The sequence below is a fragment of the Streptomyces sp. NBC_01335 genome, from assembly GCF_035953295.1.
GTDB lineage: Bacteria > Actinomycetota > Actinomycetes > Streptomycetales > Streptomycetaceae > Streptomyces.
This window is the reverse complement of sequence record NZ_CP108370.1, coordinates 3,330,247-3,346,363: the sequence shown is the minus strand read 5'-3', so window position 1 is coordinate 3,346,363 and position 16,117 is coordinate 3,330,247. Positions and strand designations below refer to the sequence as shown.

Below are 16,117 nucleotides of genomic sequence, written 5' to 3'. Positions count from 1 at the left end.
AGTCAGCCCGCTTGGGCCCGCCTGCTACGGCGCCTTCGGACCTCACGCACGCGCTGCCAGACAGTCGCGACCTGAAGCAGCACCGCGCAGGCGATGAACCATCCTGACTCGTCTCCGTTCAGATACGCCTGCGTAGTCGTCCGAGAGGCGCTCTGCTCGGTGTATTGCAGGCTGGTACGGGCGGAGAGCCCGTGGATCCGAGTCGGCGGCGCATCTCCCAGACGCGAGGACCATGGTGCTGGACGCGCAGGTTGCCAGGCCGCTTACGCGGCATCAGCGCTTCGGACTGCAGTCGTGGCCGGCATCGTGCCGGCCCAACGCCTACGCAGCCAGGGTTCAGCGGGACAGCCCTTGGGCGCGGTACCGGTGCTGAAATGGCCTCCATGGCAGACACCCCGATCCGTACCCGCCCGCCCGCGGCCCACGACACCGACCTGATCGTCGTCGGGGGCGGACCGGCCGGCTGTGCCGCCGCCCGCATGGCGGCGAGTGTCGGCATGCGCTCGATCCTGATCGAGCCGGACTCGCTGTGCCGCAATCTCCACCGCATCGGGGCGCTGAACAACGTCCTCGGCGGGCACACCAGCGGTCCCGCGCTTGCCGATGCCATCACCGCGGAGCTGGAGAGCACGGAGTCGTGCCGCCTGGAGCTCGGTCGCCGCGTCGTCGCACTCGGGGCGGGCGACGACCGTGTCACCGCCACCTTGGACAGCGGGAGACGCCTGACCGCTCCGTACGCGGTGGTGGCCACCGGCGTGGGCCCGCTCCAGCCGGGCGACGTCCCGTGGATCACGGCTTCCGGCGGCCTCACCCTGCCCCCGCTCTGGGAGGCCGACGGGGACGACACCGAGGGCCGTGCGCTCCTCGTCCTCGGCGGTGACCGGCCGATCGGTACCTTTCTCCGCGCCCACCCGGACACCGGCACCCGTCTCCTCGTGGCATATCCCGAGGCGGACGCGTACAAGATCGAGGAGATCCGCGACGATCCCCGGGTCACCCTCCTGCCCGTCTCGCACCTCACCCTGGGCGTCTCCGGAGCCGGGGCGGTGACGGCGGACCTGGTGATCCGGCACGGCGCGCGGCGCACGGTCACGGCGGACGCCGTGTACCTCAGCGTCGGGAGCGCACCCGTCGCCCCGGCCGGGGACCTCGTCCGGGAAGCCGACGGATACTGCCCTCCGGGCGCCCAGCACCCCCGCATCACCGTGGCAGGTGACCTGCGGTCCGCCCGCTTCCAACGGGTCATGACCGCCATGGGCTCCGGCGGCGAGGCCGCGCTGCGTGCCTACTACGCGGCACGGGAGCTGCCTGTCGGCTGACGGCCGGTTCGCCGCCCGGTGGGGCGGCCGCAGCGCATAGGGTGACCCGGTGTTCTCAGACATAGGTTTCTACGAGCTGGTCGGCATGTCGGTGCTGGCACTGCTCTTCCTCGCCGTGCCGTCGTTCATCGCCTACAACCGGCGGGTGCAGCGCCTCCGGCTGGTCATCCTGGTCAACGCGCTGGGTGCCTGCACCGGTGTGTTCTGGTTCGTGGCCCTGTACATGGCGTTGAGGATGCGTACCGAATCCGACCCCGACCCCGAATCCGCCCCTGCGCCGGGCGGTCGGCTCGGCGTCTGAATCCGCAGCGCTGCGCCGCGCGTTACCTGTTCCGCGCATGGCCCGTTCGGCATGGTCCGTTCGGAGGGTGGCGTGCCGCTACGCGGGGGGTGGCGAAGTTCGTGATCACGCGCAAGGGTTGTTTTTTCCGAAACTGGGACAACCGTGCCCACGGCGTGATTTACGGTGAGCGCGTCATCATGTTCTGTGCGCTTGGGAGCGCATGGAGCGGCCCCCGGGGGTGCTGGAACACCGTCCGAGGGCCTTCACCACGAGTGGATAGAGACTCGGGATGCTTTGGCATGCTATCTCGCCGGTGTTGGGCACCGGGCGGCGTTCGGGCGGATTGATCGGCTCGCGTCGGATGAACAGTGACGCGAAGATCATCATTCTGTACTTGGAGAGCCTCCCCTCCGCGCAACGGCCCCGGGCGTTGGGCCCGTTGTGGGATTTCGCGCGGGACGCGGGAATCAGACCCGGTCCGTACCAGAAGGCCAAGAAGTTCCTGAAGCGCGAGGGCTATCTCCACGAGTGGTCGTACCCGCGTTCCGGTGGCCGGTGGGCCACGGCGCAGATCCTCTCCAATGCGCCGACCACGCGCCGGCAGGCGGAGGAGTACTGGAACCGCTGCCGGGAGTATCGGGGCGCCGATGACGACGAGTTGGACGAGGTGTCCGCGCCCCCTGCGGACCTCGCATTTCCGCAGGTCGCGCCGAGTGACCACTTTCCGGCGCCCGGAGATCCGAGACTTCGGTCGATCGGTGGCCATCCACCACACGTACAAACTCTGGAGAACTCATACCCCCTACCCTCCGGGCGCGTTCGCAGTTCGAAAGCTGAACGAAAGGCGTGCGGAAGCGAGTTCGAGAAGGTCTCGCAATTCGCGGCGGAGGACGGCGAAGGCTTCTGGACCGAGCCTCCGGAGTGGCTGAACGGCCTGGAGTCCCCGGAGGGGGAGAGGGAGCGGGGTGAGCCGGTGGCGGGGCCCGCACCCGTGGCGTCGGTGTCGGTGCCTGTGCCGTTGCCTGCGCCTGTGCCCGCACCTGGGCCGCGTGCATCCGTGCCGGCGGCCCCTGAGTCCGTACGGGTACCGGTCGAGGAACCCGTACGCGTACCCACACCCGTACGCGTACCCGCACCCGCACCGGAGCCCGCGCCGAAGCCGGTGGCGGAGTGGGGTGCCGAGGAGGTGGAGGCGGAGCGGGTGCTGCTGTCGTTGGGGCGGGCTTCGAGCCAGTTGCGTCTGGGCGCGCAGGAGGCGCGGCAACTGGTCGATCTGGCGGCGGAGTGGATGCGGCGGGGTGTGTCGGCGGCCGAACTGAAGCAAGCACTGGTGTCGTTGCTGCCGGAGAGCGGGGTCTACTGGCCACCGGGGTTCGTACGGAAGCGGCTGGAGAGCAGGATGCCCGCGCCGCCGGATCATCTCGTCGGCGGGCCGGATGCGGTGGCCGTGGACGCGTCGCGTCCCCAGGGTGTGCGTACCCGGGGTGCGCATCCCCAGGGTGTGGAGGAGGAGCCCGCGTTCACGGCGCCGTTGCCGCTCGTGACCTGCGAGGGGTCGGGTGACGAGCATGTGTTCCGGGCGATGCCCGGCGAGGTGTTGTGCGGCCAGTGCCGGTCGGCGGAGGCCTGGGCGGCGTGGGCGGCCCACCGGGAGGCCGCGGCGCGGGCCCGGGGCGAGGACGGGCTGACCGGAGACGGCAAGGGCGGCTGGCGCGATGTCCACGTGGGTGCCGCCGTCCCGCCCGGCGCGGAACACGACCCGGCCGAAGAGGCGGCCGCCTATGCCGCACTGGAGCGGTGAACCGGTGCGCAATGGCGTGAGATACCGCGGGGCGGCGCGCGGCGACTCGCCGGGCCGCGCCGTGGGCGCCGGTGGGAGCATGTCACCCGTCCGAGTGGGTTGGCCGCAATTTCCGTGCAGGTCTTCGAATTCCCCGTCGATAGAAGGCAGATGGGGCGCGTTTTTTCGTACGGCGTTTCGTACGTCAACGCTTCCGCGTTCGAAAGCTGCATGGGTGGCAGAGTGTGGCGTTTCGCCCATCGGGCGTGTTGTGCGAGGACAATGACTCGGGCGGTTCGATAGCAGAGGCGACGACCTGACCCTCTCCCGCGTTTCTGCCTAAGGAGGACCGGTGACGGACAGCTGGGGGACTCTGGGTACCGAGTCCGTGGACAGGATTCGTACACGGGAGCGCGCCCAACTGCTGGACGCGGCCCGCGCGATGTTCGGCACGTACGGTTATGCGCAGACCACCGACGAGGAAGTCTGCGAAAAAGCCGGTGTTCCGGTGTCGATGCTGTACGAGGAATACGGTTCGCTGGAAGGCCTGTTGATCGCCCTGCACGACTGGGTGACGACCAAGGGCCTGCGAGCCGCCGAGAACGCCATGATGGCCGAGGGCATGGACGAGTGCTCGATGGCCGAGCGCACGAGGGTCCTGTTCGACGCCTACGTGAAGGCGGTGACCGAGGACCCCCGCGAGGCCCGGGTCACCTTCGTCGAGGTGCTCGGCGTGAGCCATGTGGTGGACGCGCACTGCAAGCGGTGGCGTGACGTGTGGGCGCACTGGCTGACCGGTGAGACCCAGCGCGCGGTGGCGCGGGGCGAGGCGGAAGAGGGCGACCACAAGGCGGACGTGCTCGTCATGGTGGGTACGGTCCACGAGCTCATGGCCCACCACACCCGGCGGTCCCGGCGGGCCCGCCCCGAAGAGGTCTCGCGCGAGCTGTGGGAGCTGGCGCTGTCGATGCTGGGGACGCAGCGCGCGGGCTGACCGCCGCCTGGGCCGGAGCCCGTTGACGTACGGCCGGTACGCGGGAGACGCCCCGCGTACCGGCCGTACGTGCTCCGGCCGGTCGGGTGCGGGTCAGCGCACGTCGACGTAGTCGCCGGTGGCCGTGGCGGTGCCGGTGGTGGGCGTACCGCCGAAGGTCCAGCGCCAGTAGCCGTCCGCCGAGGCGGTGACGGTCGTCTTCAGGGCGCCGGTGGAGCCGGGGCCTGTGCGGCCGGAGCGGTGGAGAGTGCGGTCGGCGCCGGCGCCCCGGCGAGCGCCACGACCGTGCCGGTTCTGTGAACTGCCCTCAAAAAAGATCCCCTTGGCCGCGTACGTGAGCGCACGGAACGTGCGGAATGTACGGAGACGCAGGCCCCGCCTGCCAGGGCAAGTCACCGGCAGGCGGGGGGCCGCAGATTATCAGTGGCATGAGCACGTTCCGAAGGCGGGGTGAAGGAACTGTGCGCGCGGACGCTCGGATCAGAGCGCGGGCTCGGGCACGAGGACCCGCTCCGGTCCGGGTGCGGGGGTCCGCTCGGGGGCGGGAGTCCGCTCGGCCCCGGGTGCGTACCGGCCGCCGATCGACCACGCCTCGTGCATCGTGTCCGCGAAGGCCGCGGCCAGCTTGTGCTCGCCGCTCGGGCCGGGGTGCGTGCCGTCGTACGTATCGGTGTGGATGTCGTAGCCGGACGGGTGCCGGGCCAGCAGCACCGGGGAACCCGGGGCGGAGAGGTCCGCGACGGCCTCGGCGAGCAGGGTGTTGAAACGCGCGCAGGCGTCGGCGAAGGGCGCGTCGGACTCGGCCCGGATGTTCGGGATGACCGGCAGTAGCACGAGCCTGACGTGCGGGTTCGCGGCGCGGGCGGCGGCGATGAAGGCGCGCGCGTTCGCCGCGGTCTGCTCGCTGTCGGTGTAGAAGCCGAGGTCGATCAGACCGAGCGACACCAGCAGCACGTCCGCGCGGGAGGTGCGCACCGCCTCCTCGATCAGCGGTGCCATGTGCAGCCAGCCCTCGCCCCAGCCGGACAGATGCCGGCGGGCCGGGGCCGGGAAGGACGGGTCGGCGTACGCGGTGGAGACGGCGGCGTCCGCCTCGGCGTCGTACAGCCCGGTGCGCGGGCCGACGATGGCGTACCCGCCCCCGCCGAGGGTCGCTTCCAGGTGCTGCCACATCCGGTGGCGCCAGGTGAAGTCGCCCGCCCGGCCCACCGTCATGGAGTCGCCGACGAAGAGGAAGCGCACGGCGTCCGGCCGATCGGTCGCGTGGCGGGTCATGCCCCACCGCCGCAGGGCGTGGAGTCGGCGGCGGCAGACAGGGAACGCATGCCGTCATCATCCCCGATCCCGCATTCGGGCCGCACCGTGATGATGGACACTTGCGCCATGCGTGCCTCTCTCACCGCCCTCGGTACCGCCGCCCTGCTGCTCCTCGCGGGGACCGTTCCGGCCCGGGCGGACGGCGGCGCCGACCAGACCTTCACCATCGAGGACCCGCGGATCACCGAGTCCAGCGGCCTCGCCGCGAGCCGCATCCACCCCGGCGTCTACTGGACCCACAACGACAGCGACGACGGCCCCTACCTCTACGCCGTCGACTCCCGCACCGGCGAGACCGTCGCCACCGTCACCATGACCGGAGTGGGGCAGCCGCGCGACGTGGAGGCGATCTCCCTCGGCCCGGACGGGAACCTCTACGTCGGCGACATCGGCGACAACCTCAACGGCACCTGGGACCACGTCTGGATCTACCGCCTCCCCGAACCGAAGGTCCTGAAGGACGTCACGGTGCGCGCCACCCAGTTCGACGTGGTGTACGCGGACGGGGCCCGGGACGCCGAGGCGCTGATGGTCCACCCGAAGACCGGCCGGGTCTGGATCGCCTCCAAGAACCAGGCCGGCGGCGGCCTCTACGAGGGCCCGGCGCACCTCTCCACCAGTGGGAACAACGTCTTCCGCCGCGTCGCCGAGGTGCCGTGGGTGACCGACGGCGCGTTCTCCCCGGACGGTACGCGGCTGGTGCTGCGCGGCTACCTCGGCGCCGACGCGTACACCTTCGACAACGGGAAGCTCGGCGACGAGCGCGGCGTGGGCGCCGGGTTCCAGGGGCAGGCCGAGTCGGTCACGTACACGGCGGACGGTACGGCCCTGATGCTCGGCTCCGAGGGGAAGCGGAGCGAGGTCCGGCGCCTGGAGGTGAAGGGCACCAACGCGGCCCAGGCCACCCCCGAACCCAGCGCGTCGGGCGGGGCTCCGGCCACCGGCGGCGGCTCCTCCGGCGGTGCGGCCTCTTCCGCGTCGGCCGGGGGGAAGGGGGCCGGGGGCGACAGCGACGGTGGCGGTGACGGGGGAGCGGCCGGGAAGGCCGGGAAGGGCGGAACGCTGCTCGGGGGCCTCGTGGTGATCGGCGCGGTGTGGTTCGTGCTCCGGACGAAGCGGCGGCGTACGGGCGGCTGACGGGGCGACGGCGGGGGTGGGCGGGGTGGGTGCGGCGTTTACCCAGGATTGACGGTGCGAAACCTGTTTGCACAGCGTTGTCACAGCCATGCCATACGATGCGCACATCCGTTCGCTCATTTTACTTCCGCTTGAGGATTCACACGCCATGTCTTTCGGTGCCAAGTCCCGTCATGTCCGCGGTATATCCGCCGCCGTCGCACTTCTCGCCATCGGCGCGTCCGGATGCTCGGTCGCCGAGAGCGCCAAGGACGGCATCAAGAAGGCCGCGCGTCAGCGGTCGGTCTTCTCGCTCGACGTGGGCGACTGCTACAACCCGAACACGGCCCCCGCCGCAGCGGGCGAGGAGGCGACCGAGGAGCTCGCGATCGAGGTCGTGCCGTGCGCCGAGCCGCACCAGGCGCAGATCTACGGGGAGTTCGACCTGGATGACGGCGCCTACCCCGGTGACGACGCGCTCACCGAGGCCTCGGACACCCGCTGCGCGGTCGAGGAGAAGAAGTTCGCGCCCGACACCTGGGCGATCCCGACGGACGTCGGCGGCTCGTACTACCAGCCCACCAAGGAGACCTGGGCGACCGGCGACCGCAAGGTCAGCTGCTCGTACAGCAAGGACTCCGGCAAGATCACCGGCACGCTGAAGAGCAAGCCGCTGAGCGCCGACGCGGCCGCCTACCTCAAGAACGAGTACGCCTACTACGACGCGCTCTGGTCCAAGCAGCCCGAGGCCGAAACGGTCGAGGACGACCTCGCGGGCTACAAGGCGCAGTCGGCCGCCGTCGCCGCCGCACTCGACGCCCACCTCGCCGCGCTCCAGGGCGTCAAGCAGCCCGAGACGGTCAAGCTGCGCGCGCAGCTGGAGGCCGCCGACAAGAAGTGGAAGGAAGCAGCGAACGCCGCCGACGCGGACTCGCTCTACGCCCCGTACTCCTCGGCCTACGACGCCATCGACCCGGCCAAGTCCGTCGCCGCCCGCAAGGAACTCGGCCTCGCCACCACCGTCCCGGACGACATGGCGGCCGGCTGGACCAGCTGACGGCCCGGGAGCCCCGTGCTGGGCTCCCCGTCCTGGAGCAGTGCCGTGGAAGGGCCGGTGCCGGGGGCGCCGGCCCTTCCACGCGAGCGGTGCACGATCCGGGTGGACCGGTTGGCGGAGTGCAGGTTCGTTTCGCCGCCATCCGTACGAGTGAGGTAGGGATGCGGGGCTCCGCCCGGTGGGCAGAAGAGGGCCGCGACAACTCCCCCCAGCAGAGAGACCCACCGATGCGTCTTCGCTCCGCCTTCCCCGCCGTTCTCGGCGCCGCCCTCCTCTTCGCCGCCGTCCCCACGTCGGCCTCGGCCGCCGAAGGGCAGTTCCGCTACGACTACGTGACCGCCGAGGGATACGACGCGACGGGCTTCCTCAACAACCCGCCCAACGGCGTGTGCATCAACCTCCCGGGCGTCGACTCGGAGAACCCTGAGCCCGCCCACTCGCCGAAGAACCGCACGGACACCGTGGCGACGGTCTACGCGGACGCCGACTGCGAGGGCGCCTCCTTCAACCTCCGCCCGCACACCGGCGGAGGCACGGAGCGACTGAAGGTCCGGTCGGTCTCCTTCGGACCGATTCCCAGCGAGGACTGACCGGGCGGGGCGCCGCCTGCGGTCGAGTTCCCCCGCCCGGGTTGGTGTTGGTACCGACCCGGGCGCATCCGCTCGAACGGCCCGGGTCCGCCGTCCCACGACCCGGGCCCGCCGTCCCACGACCCGGGCGCCGCCCGACGCCCCGGGCGCGCCGCCCGAGCGACGCGAGGCGCCGGACCGTCAGGCGGGCGGGCCTGCGGTGGTGAGGGTGCAGAGGCGCTTGGTGGCCCGGGTCAGGGCCACGTACAAGTCCCTCTCCCCGCCGGGGCGGGCCGTGACGATCTCCTCGGGGTTCACGACGACGACCCCGTCGAACTCCAGGCCGCGCGCCTCGGACGCCGGCACGATCCTTGCGTGGCGGGCGACGCCCCCCGCCGTCAGCTCGCCCACCCTGGCGTCCGCACAGACCACTCCCAGCAACTCGCCCGGGTGCGCGGCGCTCTGGGCGCGGAGCTCCCGGACGAGGGCGGTGACCAACTCGTCCGGAGACGTGGTCACGGTGCGCGGACTCTCACCGCTCCGCAGCGACCGGGTGGGCTTCTGGTCCGGAGCGATCCGCGCGAGCAGGCCCCGTACGCTCTCCAGGATCTCCTGCGTGGTGCGGTAACTGACAGTCAGGTTGTGCAGTCTGAAGCGCGGCCCGACGTGCGGGCTCAGCGCCTCCTTCCAGTCGCGCGCCGTCGCGACCGGGCCCGCCTGGGCGAAGTCGCCCACCAGCGTCATCGCCCGCGCCGGACAGCGGCGGACGATCATCCGCCACTGCATGGCGGTCAGCTCCTGCGCCTCGTCGACGACGACGTGCCCGTACGTCCGCTCCGGCGGGCCGTCGACCAGGCTCGCCGCCTCGTCCAGCAACGGCACATCGGCCTCCGTCCACGGGGCGTCCGGACCGCGCAGCAGCAGGGACCGCTCCCGCGCGGTCAGGCGCGGCAGGCGCTCGGCGAGCGCGTCGGCGTCCGTCAGGAGCGCCTCCACCAGGTCACCCGGTACCAGCCGCGGCCACAACGCCTCGACCGCCCGGTCGAAACCGGCGTCGTCGAGGAGATCCTCCCGGAGCGCGTCCAGGTCCAGTTCGTGGACCGGACCCGAGTCCGCCGCACCCTCGGCTCGGTGCTGGGCGGCTCCCGTGAACCGGTCGAGGTCCAGGCCCGTCATCGCGACGGCATCGGCGTCGATCTGCTCCAGGAGGTCGCCCATGTCCCGTTGCATCGCGTCGGTGACGGCGTCGACCAGGAGCTCCTTGAACACCTGGCGCGCGGGATTGTGCCCCGGCGCGGCCGCCACGGCGGCGTCGCGGGCCGCGGCGACCTCCTCGCCCGAGAGGCCGACCAGTTCCTGTCCGACGCGGACGGTGAAGTCGCCTGCGGGGGCCTGGCGGACGCGCAGCAGGCCGGCCAGGGCGTCGGCGAGGTCCGTGCAGCCCTTGATCCGGTCGGTGTCGAACGGGTCGACCACGTCGGCGTCCGGAGTGTCCACCGCGACCGTGGGCACCCCGGCGGCCAGTTCCCGGCAGGTCGCCAGCACGACGTCGTTCTCGCCGAGCGAGGGGAGGACCTGGGAGATGTAGTCGAGGAACCGGGCGTTCGGACCCACCACCAGAACGCCTTCCTCCGCCGCGCGCGGGAACGCGTACAGGACGTAGGCCGCCCGGTGCAGGGCGACCACCGTCTTGCCGGTGCCGGGCCCGCCCTGCACCACGGTCACCCCGCGGTGCGCGGAGCGGACGATCTCGTCCTGCTCGGCCTGGAGCGTCGCGACGGCCGCGTGCATCCTGCCCGTACGGCGTGCCGACAGCGCCTCGGTCAACGGGCCGTCCCCCACGACGTCCTCGTCGGTCGGGTCGGACCCGTCCAGCAGTTCGTCGCTCACCGAGACGACCGTGCGCTCCTCGACGCGCAGGTGCCGGCGGCGCCGCAGGTCCATCGGGTGGACCGGCGTCGCCTCGTAGAAGGGCCGCGCCGCGTTCGCGCGCCAGTCCACGAGCAGCGGCAGGTCACTCTCCTCCGTGTGCAGCCCGATCCGCCCGATGCGCAGGACCATGCCGTCGGTCCAGTCGATGCGCCCGAAGACCAGCCCCTTTTCGGCACCCTCCAGCCGGCCGATTTCCTTGGTCAGACGCTCGGTGGCGATTTCTCTCTCATATGCCTCGCCGGCGCTGTCCGCCGGGGATTTCAGCACCTGCACCCGGTGCGCTCGCGCCTCGGAAATCCGTTCGGCGAGCAACTCGTAGAGGGAAGACACGTAATCCCGCTCCGAGTCAAGTGCACGCGTGGCGGGATCATTCGGGTTCGACAACAGGAGGCTCCTTCGATTCGAGCCCACACCCTAGGGTCATCGCCCCCGGAAGATAAGTCTTGACTTACCTGGGGAATTGCGGCCTCGCGGCGGGGTGCGGGCGGAGGTGAAGGCGCCCCGGACGTGCGGGCCAGGGAGGGAGCGGGCGATGAAACGGGCCGATACGGGTCCGATGCGGGTCCGATACGGAAGAGCCTGAATGCGTGATGGCTGCCCGTGTGGCATATCCCGCGTATTCAGGCTCTTCCGTCCGTCGCTCTTGGCTGCTCACAAACCCCGTTGATCCGAATCAGTCGAAGAACGCGACGATTCCATTCACCCAGATCGCGAGGAATGCAAGGGCCACCACCAGGCAACCGACGCCCGCCAGCACACCACCGACCGTCCACGGCTCGAAGGGTGCCTCGTGGCCCCCTCCCAGGTCCTCCCGGTAGGAGGTGGGGCCCTCCCAGTCGACGGGGTGTCCCAGCTTCTCGGCGCAGGCGGTCCGTACCCCGGTCAGCTGTCCCTCCGCGAAGGCGGTGGCGGCCTTCGCCTCGGGACCGTGCCAGGCGAGGGCCTTCATCCGCCGCCCGGGCGACCCGTACCGCGCCTCGAAGGCGGCGGTCTCGTCGGCGTTCCGGTCCTCTTCGAGGTACATCCAGCGGCCGGCCTCGGCGGAGTCGCCGTAGAGCCGGTACACCTCGGCCAGACGACGGCGGAGTGTCAGGTCGTGCGGGAAGGACGAGACGAGACCGCGCAGGCGCTGGCGCGCGACGGGAACCCGGCCGGCGGCCAGGTCCGCATCGATTCGGGCGAGGGTCTCTCTCAGGGGCATGAGCGCATGTTCGTGCATCGCACTGACCTGCGTCTAACCGGTTTTGTCCCTCACCCCCCTCGCTCACCACTCGCTCGTCCTTGCTCCACCGCCCGTTGCGGGACGGGCTTCCGGGGCGCGGAGTGGGGCATGCGGGCAGTCTGCTCCTGGCCGCTGACATCCCTACCCGGCAGCGGCCGAGGCGTCGTGCGGGTCCTTCCCGCCGAGGGGCACCACGAGCAGACGCATGTGCGACGGGGCGCAGGCGATCACGAACTCGGTCTCCCGGTAGCGACACTCGGCGACCTCCCACGTGGACCGGACGATCTGCGGGTCCGACGCCTTGCGCCCGCGGACTCGGCCGACCTCGATCTCCTTGACCGGCAGGACGCGCCGCCCGCGCTTCCCCGCCTTGGAGGGCGGCAGGCGCAAGGCGGTCTTGGAGGCCGCGAGGTGGACGACGGCTGGTTCGCAGAACGGCTGATCGCCGAGAAGGCATGCCTCGACAAGAACCACTTCGCCCCTCGCGAAGGCGCGGCCCTCGGCCTCTGCCCGCCGCTTCGCGCCGAGGTTGGGAAACAGGAGGGTGAGCACAGCCCCCACCGCCTGATCCACCAGGAAATCGATCACTCGCCATCCGCCCGTGGTTCGCGGCGCCCGTCCGCGCCGACCGCGAACCGGACCCCGCACCGCGGAGCCGCCGCGTTCACCGTACCGAGAGGGCGCGGTCCGCGAACGGCCGGGCCGAGGCCGGAGACTGCCCAGCCCTGGGCGAGACGACCCAGCCGGGGGCCGTGGTCCTGCCCGGCCGCCCCGCCGGTGCTCCGGCCGGCCCTCACCTCTACGCTCTCCTCCCATGCCGACCACCTCCGCACTCCTCGTCATCGACATGCAGAACGACACGGTGGCCCTCGCCCACCGGGCCGCCGAGACCGTGGCCGTCATCGCGGAGCTGCGTCAACGCGCCTTCGAGGCAGGCGCGTTGGTCGTCACGGTGCAGGACGGCGGCGGCGGGCTCGAAGTCGGCTCCGTGGGCTGGCAGGTCGTGCCCGAACTCGCGCCCGGGGCAGGGCAGCCGGTCGTCCGCAAGACCGCCCCGGACAGCTTCCTCGGCACCGGCCTCGACGGCCTGCTGAGGGCGCACGGGGTCACCGAGGTCGTCGTCACCGGGTTCGCCACCGAGATCTGCGTCGACACCACGGCACGCTCCGCGCTGAGCCACGGGTACGACCTGGTCGTGGTGGCGGACGGCCACACCACCTCCGTGCGGGGCGCCGGCGACGCGGCGTACGCGACCCCGGACCGGTCGGTCGCGCACCACAACGAGATCTTCCGGAACCTCGGCTACCCCGGGCGCCGCATCCGGGTGCTGCCCGCCTCGGAGGTGGACTTCGCCTCCGGGGAAAGCGCCCCGGCTGCCGAAGTCGAGTCGCCCGAGCCCGAGTTCGTACGCGCCACCAGAGCCTCGTACGACGTCATGGCCGCCGAGTACTCCGCCCGGTTCGGTGCCGAACTGGACGCCAAGCCGCTGGAACGCGCGCTGCTCGCCGGGTTCGTGGAGCTCGTACGGGAGACCGGCGGAGGCAGGCCGATCGCCGACGTGGGGTGCGGTACGGGACGGATCACCGGCCACCTGCGCGGGCTCGGCGCCGACGTGTTCGGGATCGACCTGTCGCCCGGCATGCTCGCGGTGGCACGGGCCGCACACCCGGACCTCCGGTTCGAGGAGGGCTCGATGCTCGCGCTCGACCTGCCCGACGGCTCGCTGGGCGGGCTGCTCGCCTGGTACTCGGTCATCCACGTCACCGACGCGCTGCTCCCGGCCGTCTTCGCCGAGTTCCACCGGGTACTGGCCCCGGGAGCACACCTGCAACTCGGCTTCCAGGCCGGCGACGAGACCCGGCACCGGACCGACGCCTGGGGACGCCCGATCGCCCTCGACTTCCACCGCCGCCGCCCGGAGGCGGTCGCGGCCCTGCTCACGGCGGCGGGCTTCGAGCCCCGCGTACGTACCGTGCGCGAAGCCGACACCGACGGCGCGTTCCCGGAGCCGACCCCGCAGGGATTCGTGCTGGCGCGGAAGCCTGCTCGTGACTGAGAATCGCTCCATGCCCGACGCCGAACACGTGACCCGGTCCACGACCTCCCGTCGTAACAAGAGAGCGCCGGTCTCAGCTCCGCAGCCGATGCCGCAGCTGCCCCGGCGGATCTGGTCGGACGAGGACTGGGAGCGAATCCAACGCGGCTACCGAGCCCAGGACATGGACGAGAAGTGGAACGTCTACGCGGAGGGCGAAGTCGTCTCCCTGCACCGGAGCTGGACCGGTCACGGAATCTACGCGGCGACCTTCGCGCCCGTCGACGGCGGTGGATGGCGGATCGCCGAAGCCGTGGTCGAGCGTGACGCCAAGCGCTACAAGAACACGGACGACGCCTACGACTGCGTCATGCTCGAAATGGTGATCAGCTCCGTCGTGCTGGGCGAGCCGTCGCCCGGCCTCCTGTCGAAACTGACGGAGTTGACGCGTCGGGGCCGGGACTCCGGCGACGGCTGGGCGGGCGTCGTCCAGCACAGTGCCGTAGGGCTGCGTTCGGACCCTCAGCCCCCGGCCTGAGCCGGTAGCGCGCACGGCCCGGTAGCGCGCACGGCCCGGTCCCGCTCCGCCGCCGGAGGTCCGTTGTCAGTGGGGGGTGACACGCTGTAGTCACCATCCGAGAACGGGGAGTCACATGGGTACGTGGGACATCGGGCACTTCGACAACGACACGGCCGCCGACTTCGGCGGGAAGCTGGACGACAGCGATCCTGAGAAGCGCGCGGCGCTGATCGAACAGGCGCTGGAAGCCGCCGTGCACGTGGGCGCCGGGGGCTTCCTCGACAGCGACGAGGCGATGGAGGCGGTGGCCGCCGCCGCGCTGCTCGCGGCCCAGTGCCCGGGCGGCGAACCGGTGGACACCCCGTACGGCCCCGACGAACCGGTGCCGCTGCCCGGCGGTGCCCCGTCGCCGGTGCTGCTCGGGCTCGCGGTGCGGGCCCTCGACCAGGTCACCGCGGAGACGTCCGAACTGCGCGAGCTGTGGGCGGAGAGCACCGAGTCGGCGGAGTGGCTGGCAGGGATCGGCCGCCTCAGAGCCGTGCTGGCGGCGGGGGTGCCCGTGTAGGCGGGGGCGGGGTCAGTCGGTCGGCCGGGCGGCCTCCGCCGTGCGGCTGCCCGCCGCGACGAGCTCCGCCACGTCGAGCGTCACCTCGGCGCCGATCGACGCGGGCAGCGTGACCGTCTGGCCGGGGAGCCGCAAGATCACCCGCGAGGGTGAGGCGGTACGGCGACGGCCCCGCACACCAGGGGTGTACGGGGCCGTCGTCCGGGCGCCAGGCGGTGAGCCGGGGTGCCGTGGTGGTTACAGCTTCTCGATCACGTAGTCGATGCAGGCGGTGAGGGCCTGGACGTCCGCCGGGTCGATCGCCGGGAACATCGCCACGCGCAGCTGGTTGCGGCCCAGCTTGCGGTACGGCTCGGTGTCCACGATGCCGTTGGCGCGGAGCACCTTGGCGATCGCGGCGGCGTCGATGTCGTCGGAGAAGTCGATCGTGCCGATGACCTGCGAGCGCTTCGCCGGGTCGGTGACGAACGGGGTCGCGTGCTTCGAGTCCTCGGCCCAGCCGTAGAGGTTCTGGGAGGAGGCGAGGGTGCGGCCGGTCGCGAAGTCCAGGCCGCCCTGGCCGTTCAGCCACTTCAGCTGCTCGTTGAGCAGGAAGAGGGTGGAGAGGGCCGGGGTGTTGTACGTCTGGTTCTTGGTCGAGTTGTCGATCGCCGTGGGCAGCGAGAAGAACTCGGGGATGTGGCGGCCGGAGGCGTGGACGCGCGCCGCGCGCTCCAGGGCCGCCGGGGAGAACGCCGCGATCCAGAGGCCGCCGTCGGAGGCGAAGGACTTCTGCGGGGCGAAGTAGTAGACGTCCGTCTCGGTGATGTCGACCGGCAGACCGCCGGCGCCCGAGGTGGCGTCGACCACGACGAGCGCGCCCTCGTCGGCACCGGCGACGCGCTTGATCGGCGCCGCGACACCCGTGGAGGTCTCGTTGTGGGTGAAGGCGTAGACGTCGACGCCTTCCTCGGCCTGGGGCTCCGGGTGGGTGCCGGGCTCGGAGGAGATCACGCTCGGGTCGGCCAGCCAGGGCGCGAGCTTCGCGGCCTTGGCGAACTTCGAGGAGAACTCGCCGAAGTTCAGGTGCTGGGACTTCGTCTCGATGAGACCGTGCGTCGCGACGTCCCAGAACGCGGTGGACCCGCCGTTGCCGAGGACGACCTCGTAACCCTCGGGGAGGGAGAAGAGGCTGCGTACGCCGTCACGTACCTCGCCGACCAGGTTCTTGACCGGGGCCTGGCGATGGGACGTACCGAGGAGAGAGGTTCCGGTGGCGGCCAGCGCGTCGAGCGCCTCCGTCCGCACCTTGGAGGGCCCGGCGCCGAAGCGTCCGTCGGCGGGCTTGATGTCAGCGGGAATCTGGATATCGGCCACGACTCGGAGCGTAGTCCCTCGGGGACGGGGCGAAAGACCCTGTCCGTCCGGT

At 71.5% G+C, this 16,117-nt stretch carries 17 protein-coding genes and 1 pseudogene; 11 read left to right on the top strand and 7 right to left on the bottom strand.

Features of this window, described 5'->3' with window-relative positions; genetic code table 11:
* The first annotated feature begins 383 nt into the window (after positions 1 to 383).
* From OG599_RS14355 to OG599_RS14340, 4 genes are all read left to right on the top strand, one after another.
* Positions 384 to 1,319: an FAD-dependent oxidoreductase gene (locus OG599_RS14355; RefSeq protein ID WP_327176364.1), complete on the top strand. Its 936-nt coding sequence runs from the start codon at positions 384 to 386 to the stop codon at positions 1,317 to 1,319.
* 49 nt (positions 1,320 to 1,368) lie between these two features.
* A complete protein-coding gene (locus OG599_RS14350) occupies positions 1,369 to 1,620 on the top strand; it encodes a superinfection immunity protein (RefSeq protein ID WP_327176363.1) in 252 nt (83 codons plus the stop codon).
* Positions 1,621 to 2,659: 1,039 nt separating this feature from the next.
* Positions 2,660 to 3,403, top strand: coding sequence for a hypothetical protein (locus OG599_RS14345; RefSeq protein WP_327176362.1), 744 nt, complete (start codon positions 2,660 to 2,662; stop codon positions 3,401 to 3,403).
* Positions 3,404 to 3,734: 331 nt separating this feature from the next.
* Complete coding sequence (locus OG599_RS14340; RefSeq protein WP_327176361.1) at positions 3,735 to 4,376, top strand: TetR/AcrR family transcriptional regulator; 642 nt, start codon at positions 3,735 to 3,737, stop codon at positions 4,374 to 4,376.
* A 93-nt stretch (positions 4,377 to 4,469) separates the two neighbouring features.
* Here OG599_RS14340 and OG599_RS14335 read toward each other — a convergent pair whose 3' ends face one another.
* Both OG599_RS14335 and OG599_RS14330 read right to left on the bottom strand, forming a co-directional pair.
* Positions 4,470 to 4,772, bottom strand: coding sequence for a hypothetical protein (locus OG599_RS14335; RefSeq protein ID WP_327180293.1), 303 nt, complete (start codon positions 4,770 to 4,772; stop codon positions 4,470 to 4,472).
* Positions 4,773 to 4,856: 84 nt separating this feature from the next.
* Positions 4,857 to 5,651 (bottom strand): GDSL-type esterase/lipase family protein, encoded by a 795-nt coding sequence (locus OG599_RS14330; protein WP_327176360.1) that lies wholly within the window; start codon positions 5,649 to 5,651, stop codon positions 4,857 to 4,859.
* A gap of 108 nt (positions 5,652 to 5,759) precedes the next feature.
* Between OG599_RS14330 and OG599_RS14325 the strand changes: the two genes are divergently transcribed.
* The 3 genes from OG599_RS14325 (at position 5,760) to OG599_RS14315 (ending at position 8,456) form a co-directional block, all read left to right on the top strand.
* Positions 5,760 to 6,830 (top strand): WD40 repeat domain-containing protein, encoded by a 1,071-nt coding sequence (locus OG599_RS14325; protein WP_327176359.1) that lies wholly within the window; start codon positions 5,760 to 5,762, stop codon positions 6,828 to 6,830.
* A gap of 148 nt (positions 6,831 to 6,978) precedes the next feature.
* Positions 6,979 to 7,866 (top strand): septum formation family protein, encoded by an 888-nt coding sequence (locus OG599_RS14320; protein WP_327176358.1) that lies wholly within the window; start codon positions 6,979 to 6,981, stop codon positions 7,864 to 7,866.
* A gap of 227 nt (positions 7,867 to 8,093) precedes the next feature.
* Positions 8,094 to 8,456, top strand: coding sequence for a hypothetical protein (locus OG599_RS14315; RefSeq protein ID WP_327176357.1), 363 nt, complete (start codon positions 8,094 to 8,096; stop codon positions 8,454 to 8,456).
* 180 nt (positions 8,457 to 8,636) lie between these two features.
* Here the strand turns inward: OG599_RS14315 and OG599_RS14310 are convergent, their stop codons facing one another.
* The 3 genes from OG599_RS14310 to OG599_RS14300 form a co-directional block, all read right to left on the bottom strand.
* A complete protein-coding gene (locus tag OG599_RS14310; protein WP_327176356.1) occupies positions 8,637 to 10,697 on the bottom strand; it encodes a HelD family protein in 2,061 nt (686 codons plus the stop codon).
* Between the two features lie 343 nt (positions 10,698 to 11,040).
* Complete coding sequence (locus OG599_RS14305) at positions 11,041 to 11,568, bottom strand: DUF6584 family protein (protein WP_327176355.1); 528 nt, start codon at positions 11,566 to 11,568, stop codon at positions 11,041 to 11,043.
* Between the two features lie 162 nt (positions 11,569 to 11,730).
* Positions 11,731 to 12,177, bottom strand: coding sequence for a hypothetical protein (locus OG599_RS14300; protein WP_327176354.1), 447 nt, complete (start codon positions 12,175 to 12,177; stop codon positions 11,731 to 11,733).
* Between the two features lie 226 nt (positions 12,178 to 12,403).
* Between OG599_RS14300 and OG599_RS14295 the strand changes: the two are divergent.
* The 4 genes and pseudogenes from OG599_RS14295 to OG599_RS14280 form a co-directional block, all read left to right on the top strand.
* Positions 12,404 to 12,823: pseudogene (locus tag OG599_RS14295) on the top strand (isochorismatase family protein); the annotation flags it as partial.
* Between the two features lie 201 nt (positions 12,824 to 13,024).
* Entirely contained in the window at positions 13,025 to 13,645 is a 621-nt protein-coding gene (locus OG599_RS14290; RefSeq protein ID WP_327180036.1) for a class I SAM-dependent methyltransferase, read from the top strand.
* A gap of 88 nt (positions 13,646 to 13,733) precedes the next feature.
* Positions 13,734 to 14,162, top strand: a complete 429-nt coding sequence (locus tag OG599_RS14285) for a hypothetical protein (protein ID WP_327180035.1) — start codon at positions 13,734 to 13,736, stop codon at positions 14,160 to 14,162.
* 115 nt (positions 14,163 to 14,277) lie between these two features.
* The gene (locus OG599_RS14280; protein ID WP_327176353.1) at positions 14,278 to 14,709 is read left to right on the top strand and encodes a DUF4259 domain-containing protein; all 432 of its coding nucleotides are present in this window, start codon (positions 14,278 to 14,280) and stop codon (positions 14,707 to 14,709) included.
* A 12-nt stretch (positions 14,710 to 14,721) separates the two neighbouring features.
* Here OG599_RS14280 and OG599_RS14275 read toward each other — a convergent pair whose 3' ends face one another.
* Both OG599_RS14275 and serC read right to left on the bottom strand, forming a co-directional pair.
* Positions 14,722 to 14,850 carry a hypothetical protein gene (locus OG599_RS14275; RefSeq protein ID WP_327180292.1) on the bottom strand — a complete coding sequence of 43 codons (129 nt, stop codon included), beginning with the start codon at positions 14,848 to 14,850 and terminating at the stop codon, positions 14,722 to 14,724.
* Positions 14,851 to 14,946: 96 nt separating this feature from the next.
* The gene (gene serC, locus OG599_RS14270; protein WP_327176352.1) at positions 14,947 to 16,065 is read right to left on the bottom strand and encodes a phosphoserine transaminase; all 1,119 of its coding nucleotides are present in this window, start codon (positions 16,063 to 16,065) and stop codon (positions 14,947 to 14,949) included.
* Between the last annotated feature and the right edge of the window lie 52 nt (positions 16,066 to 16,117).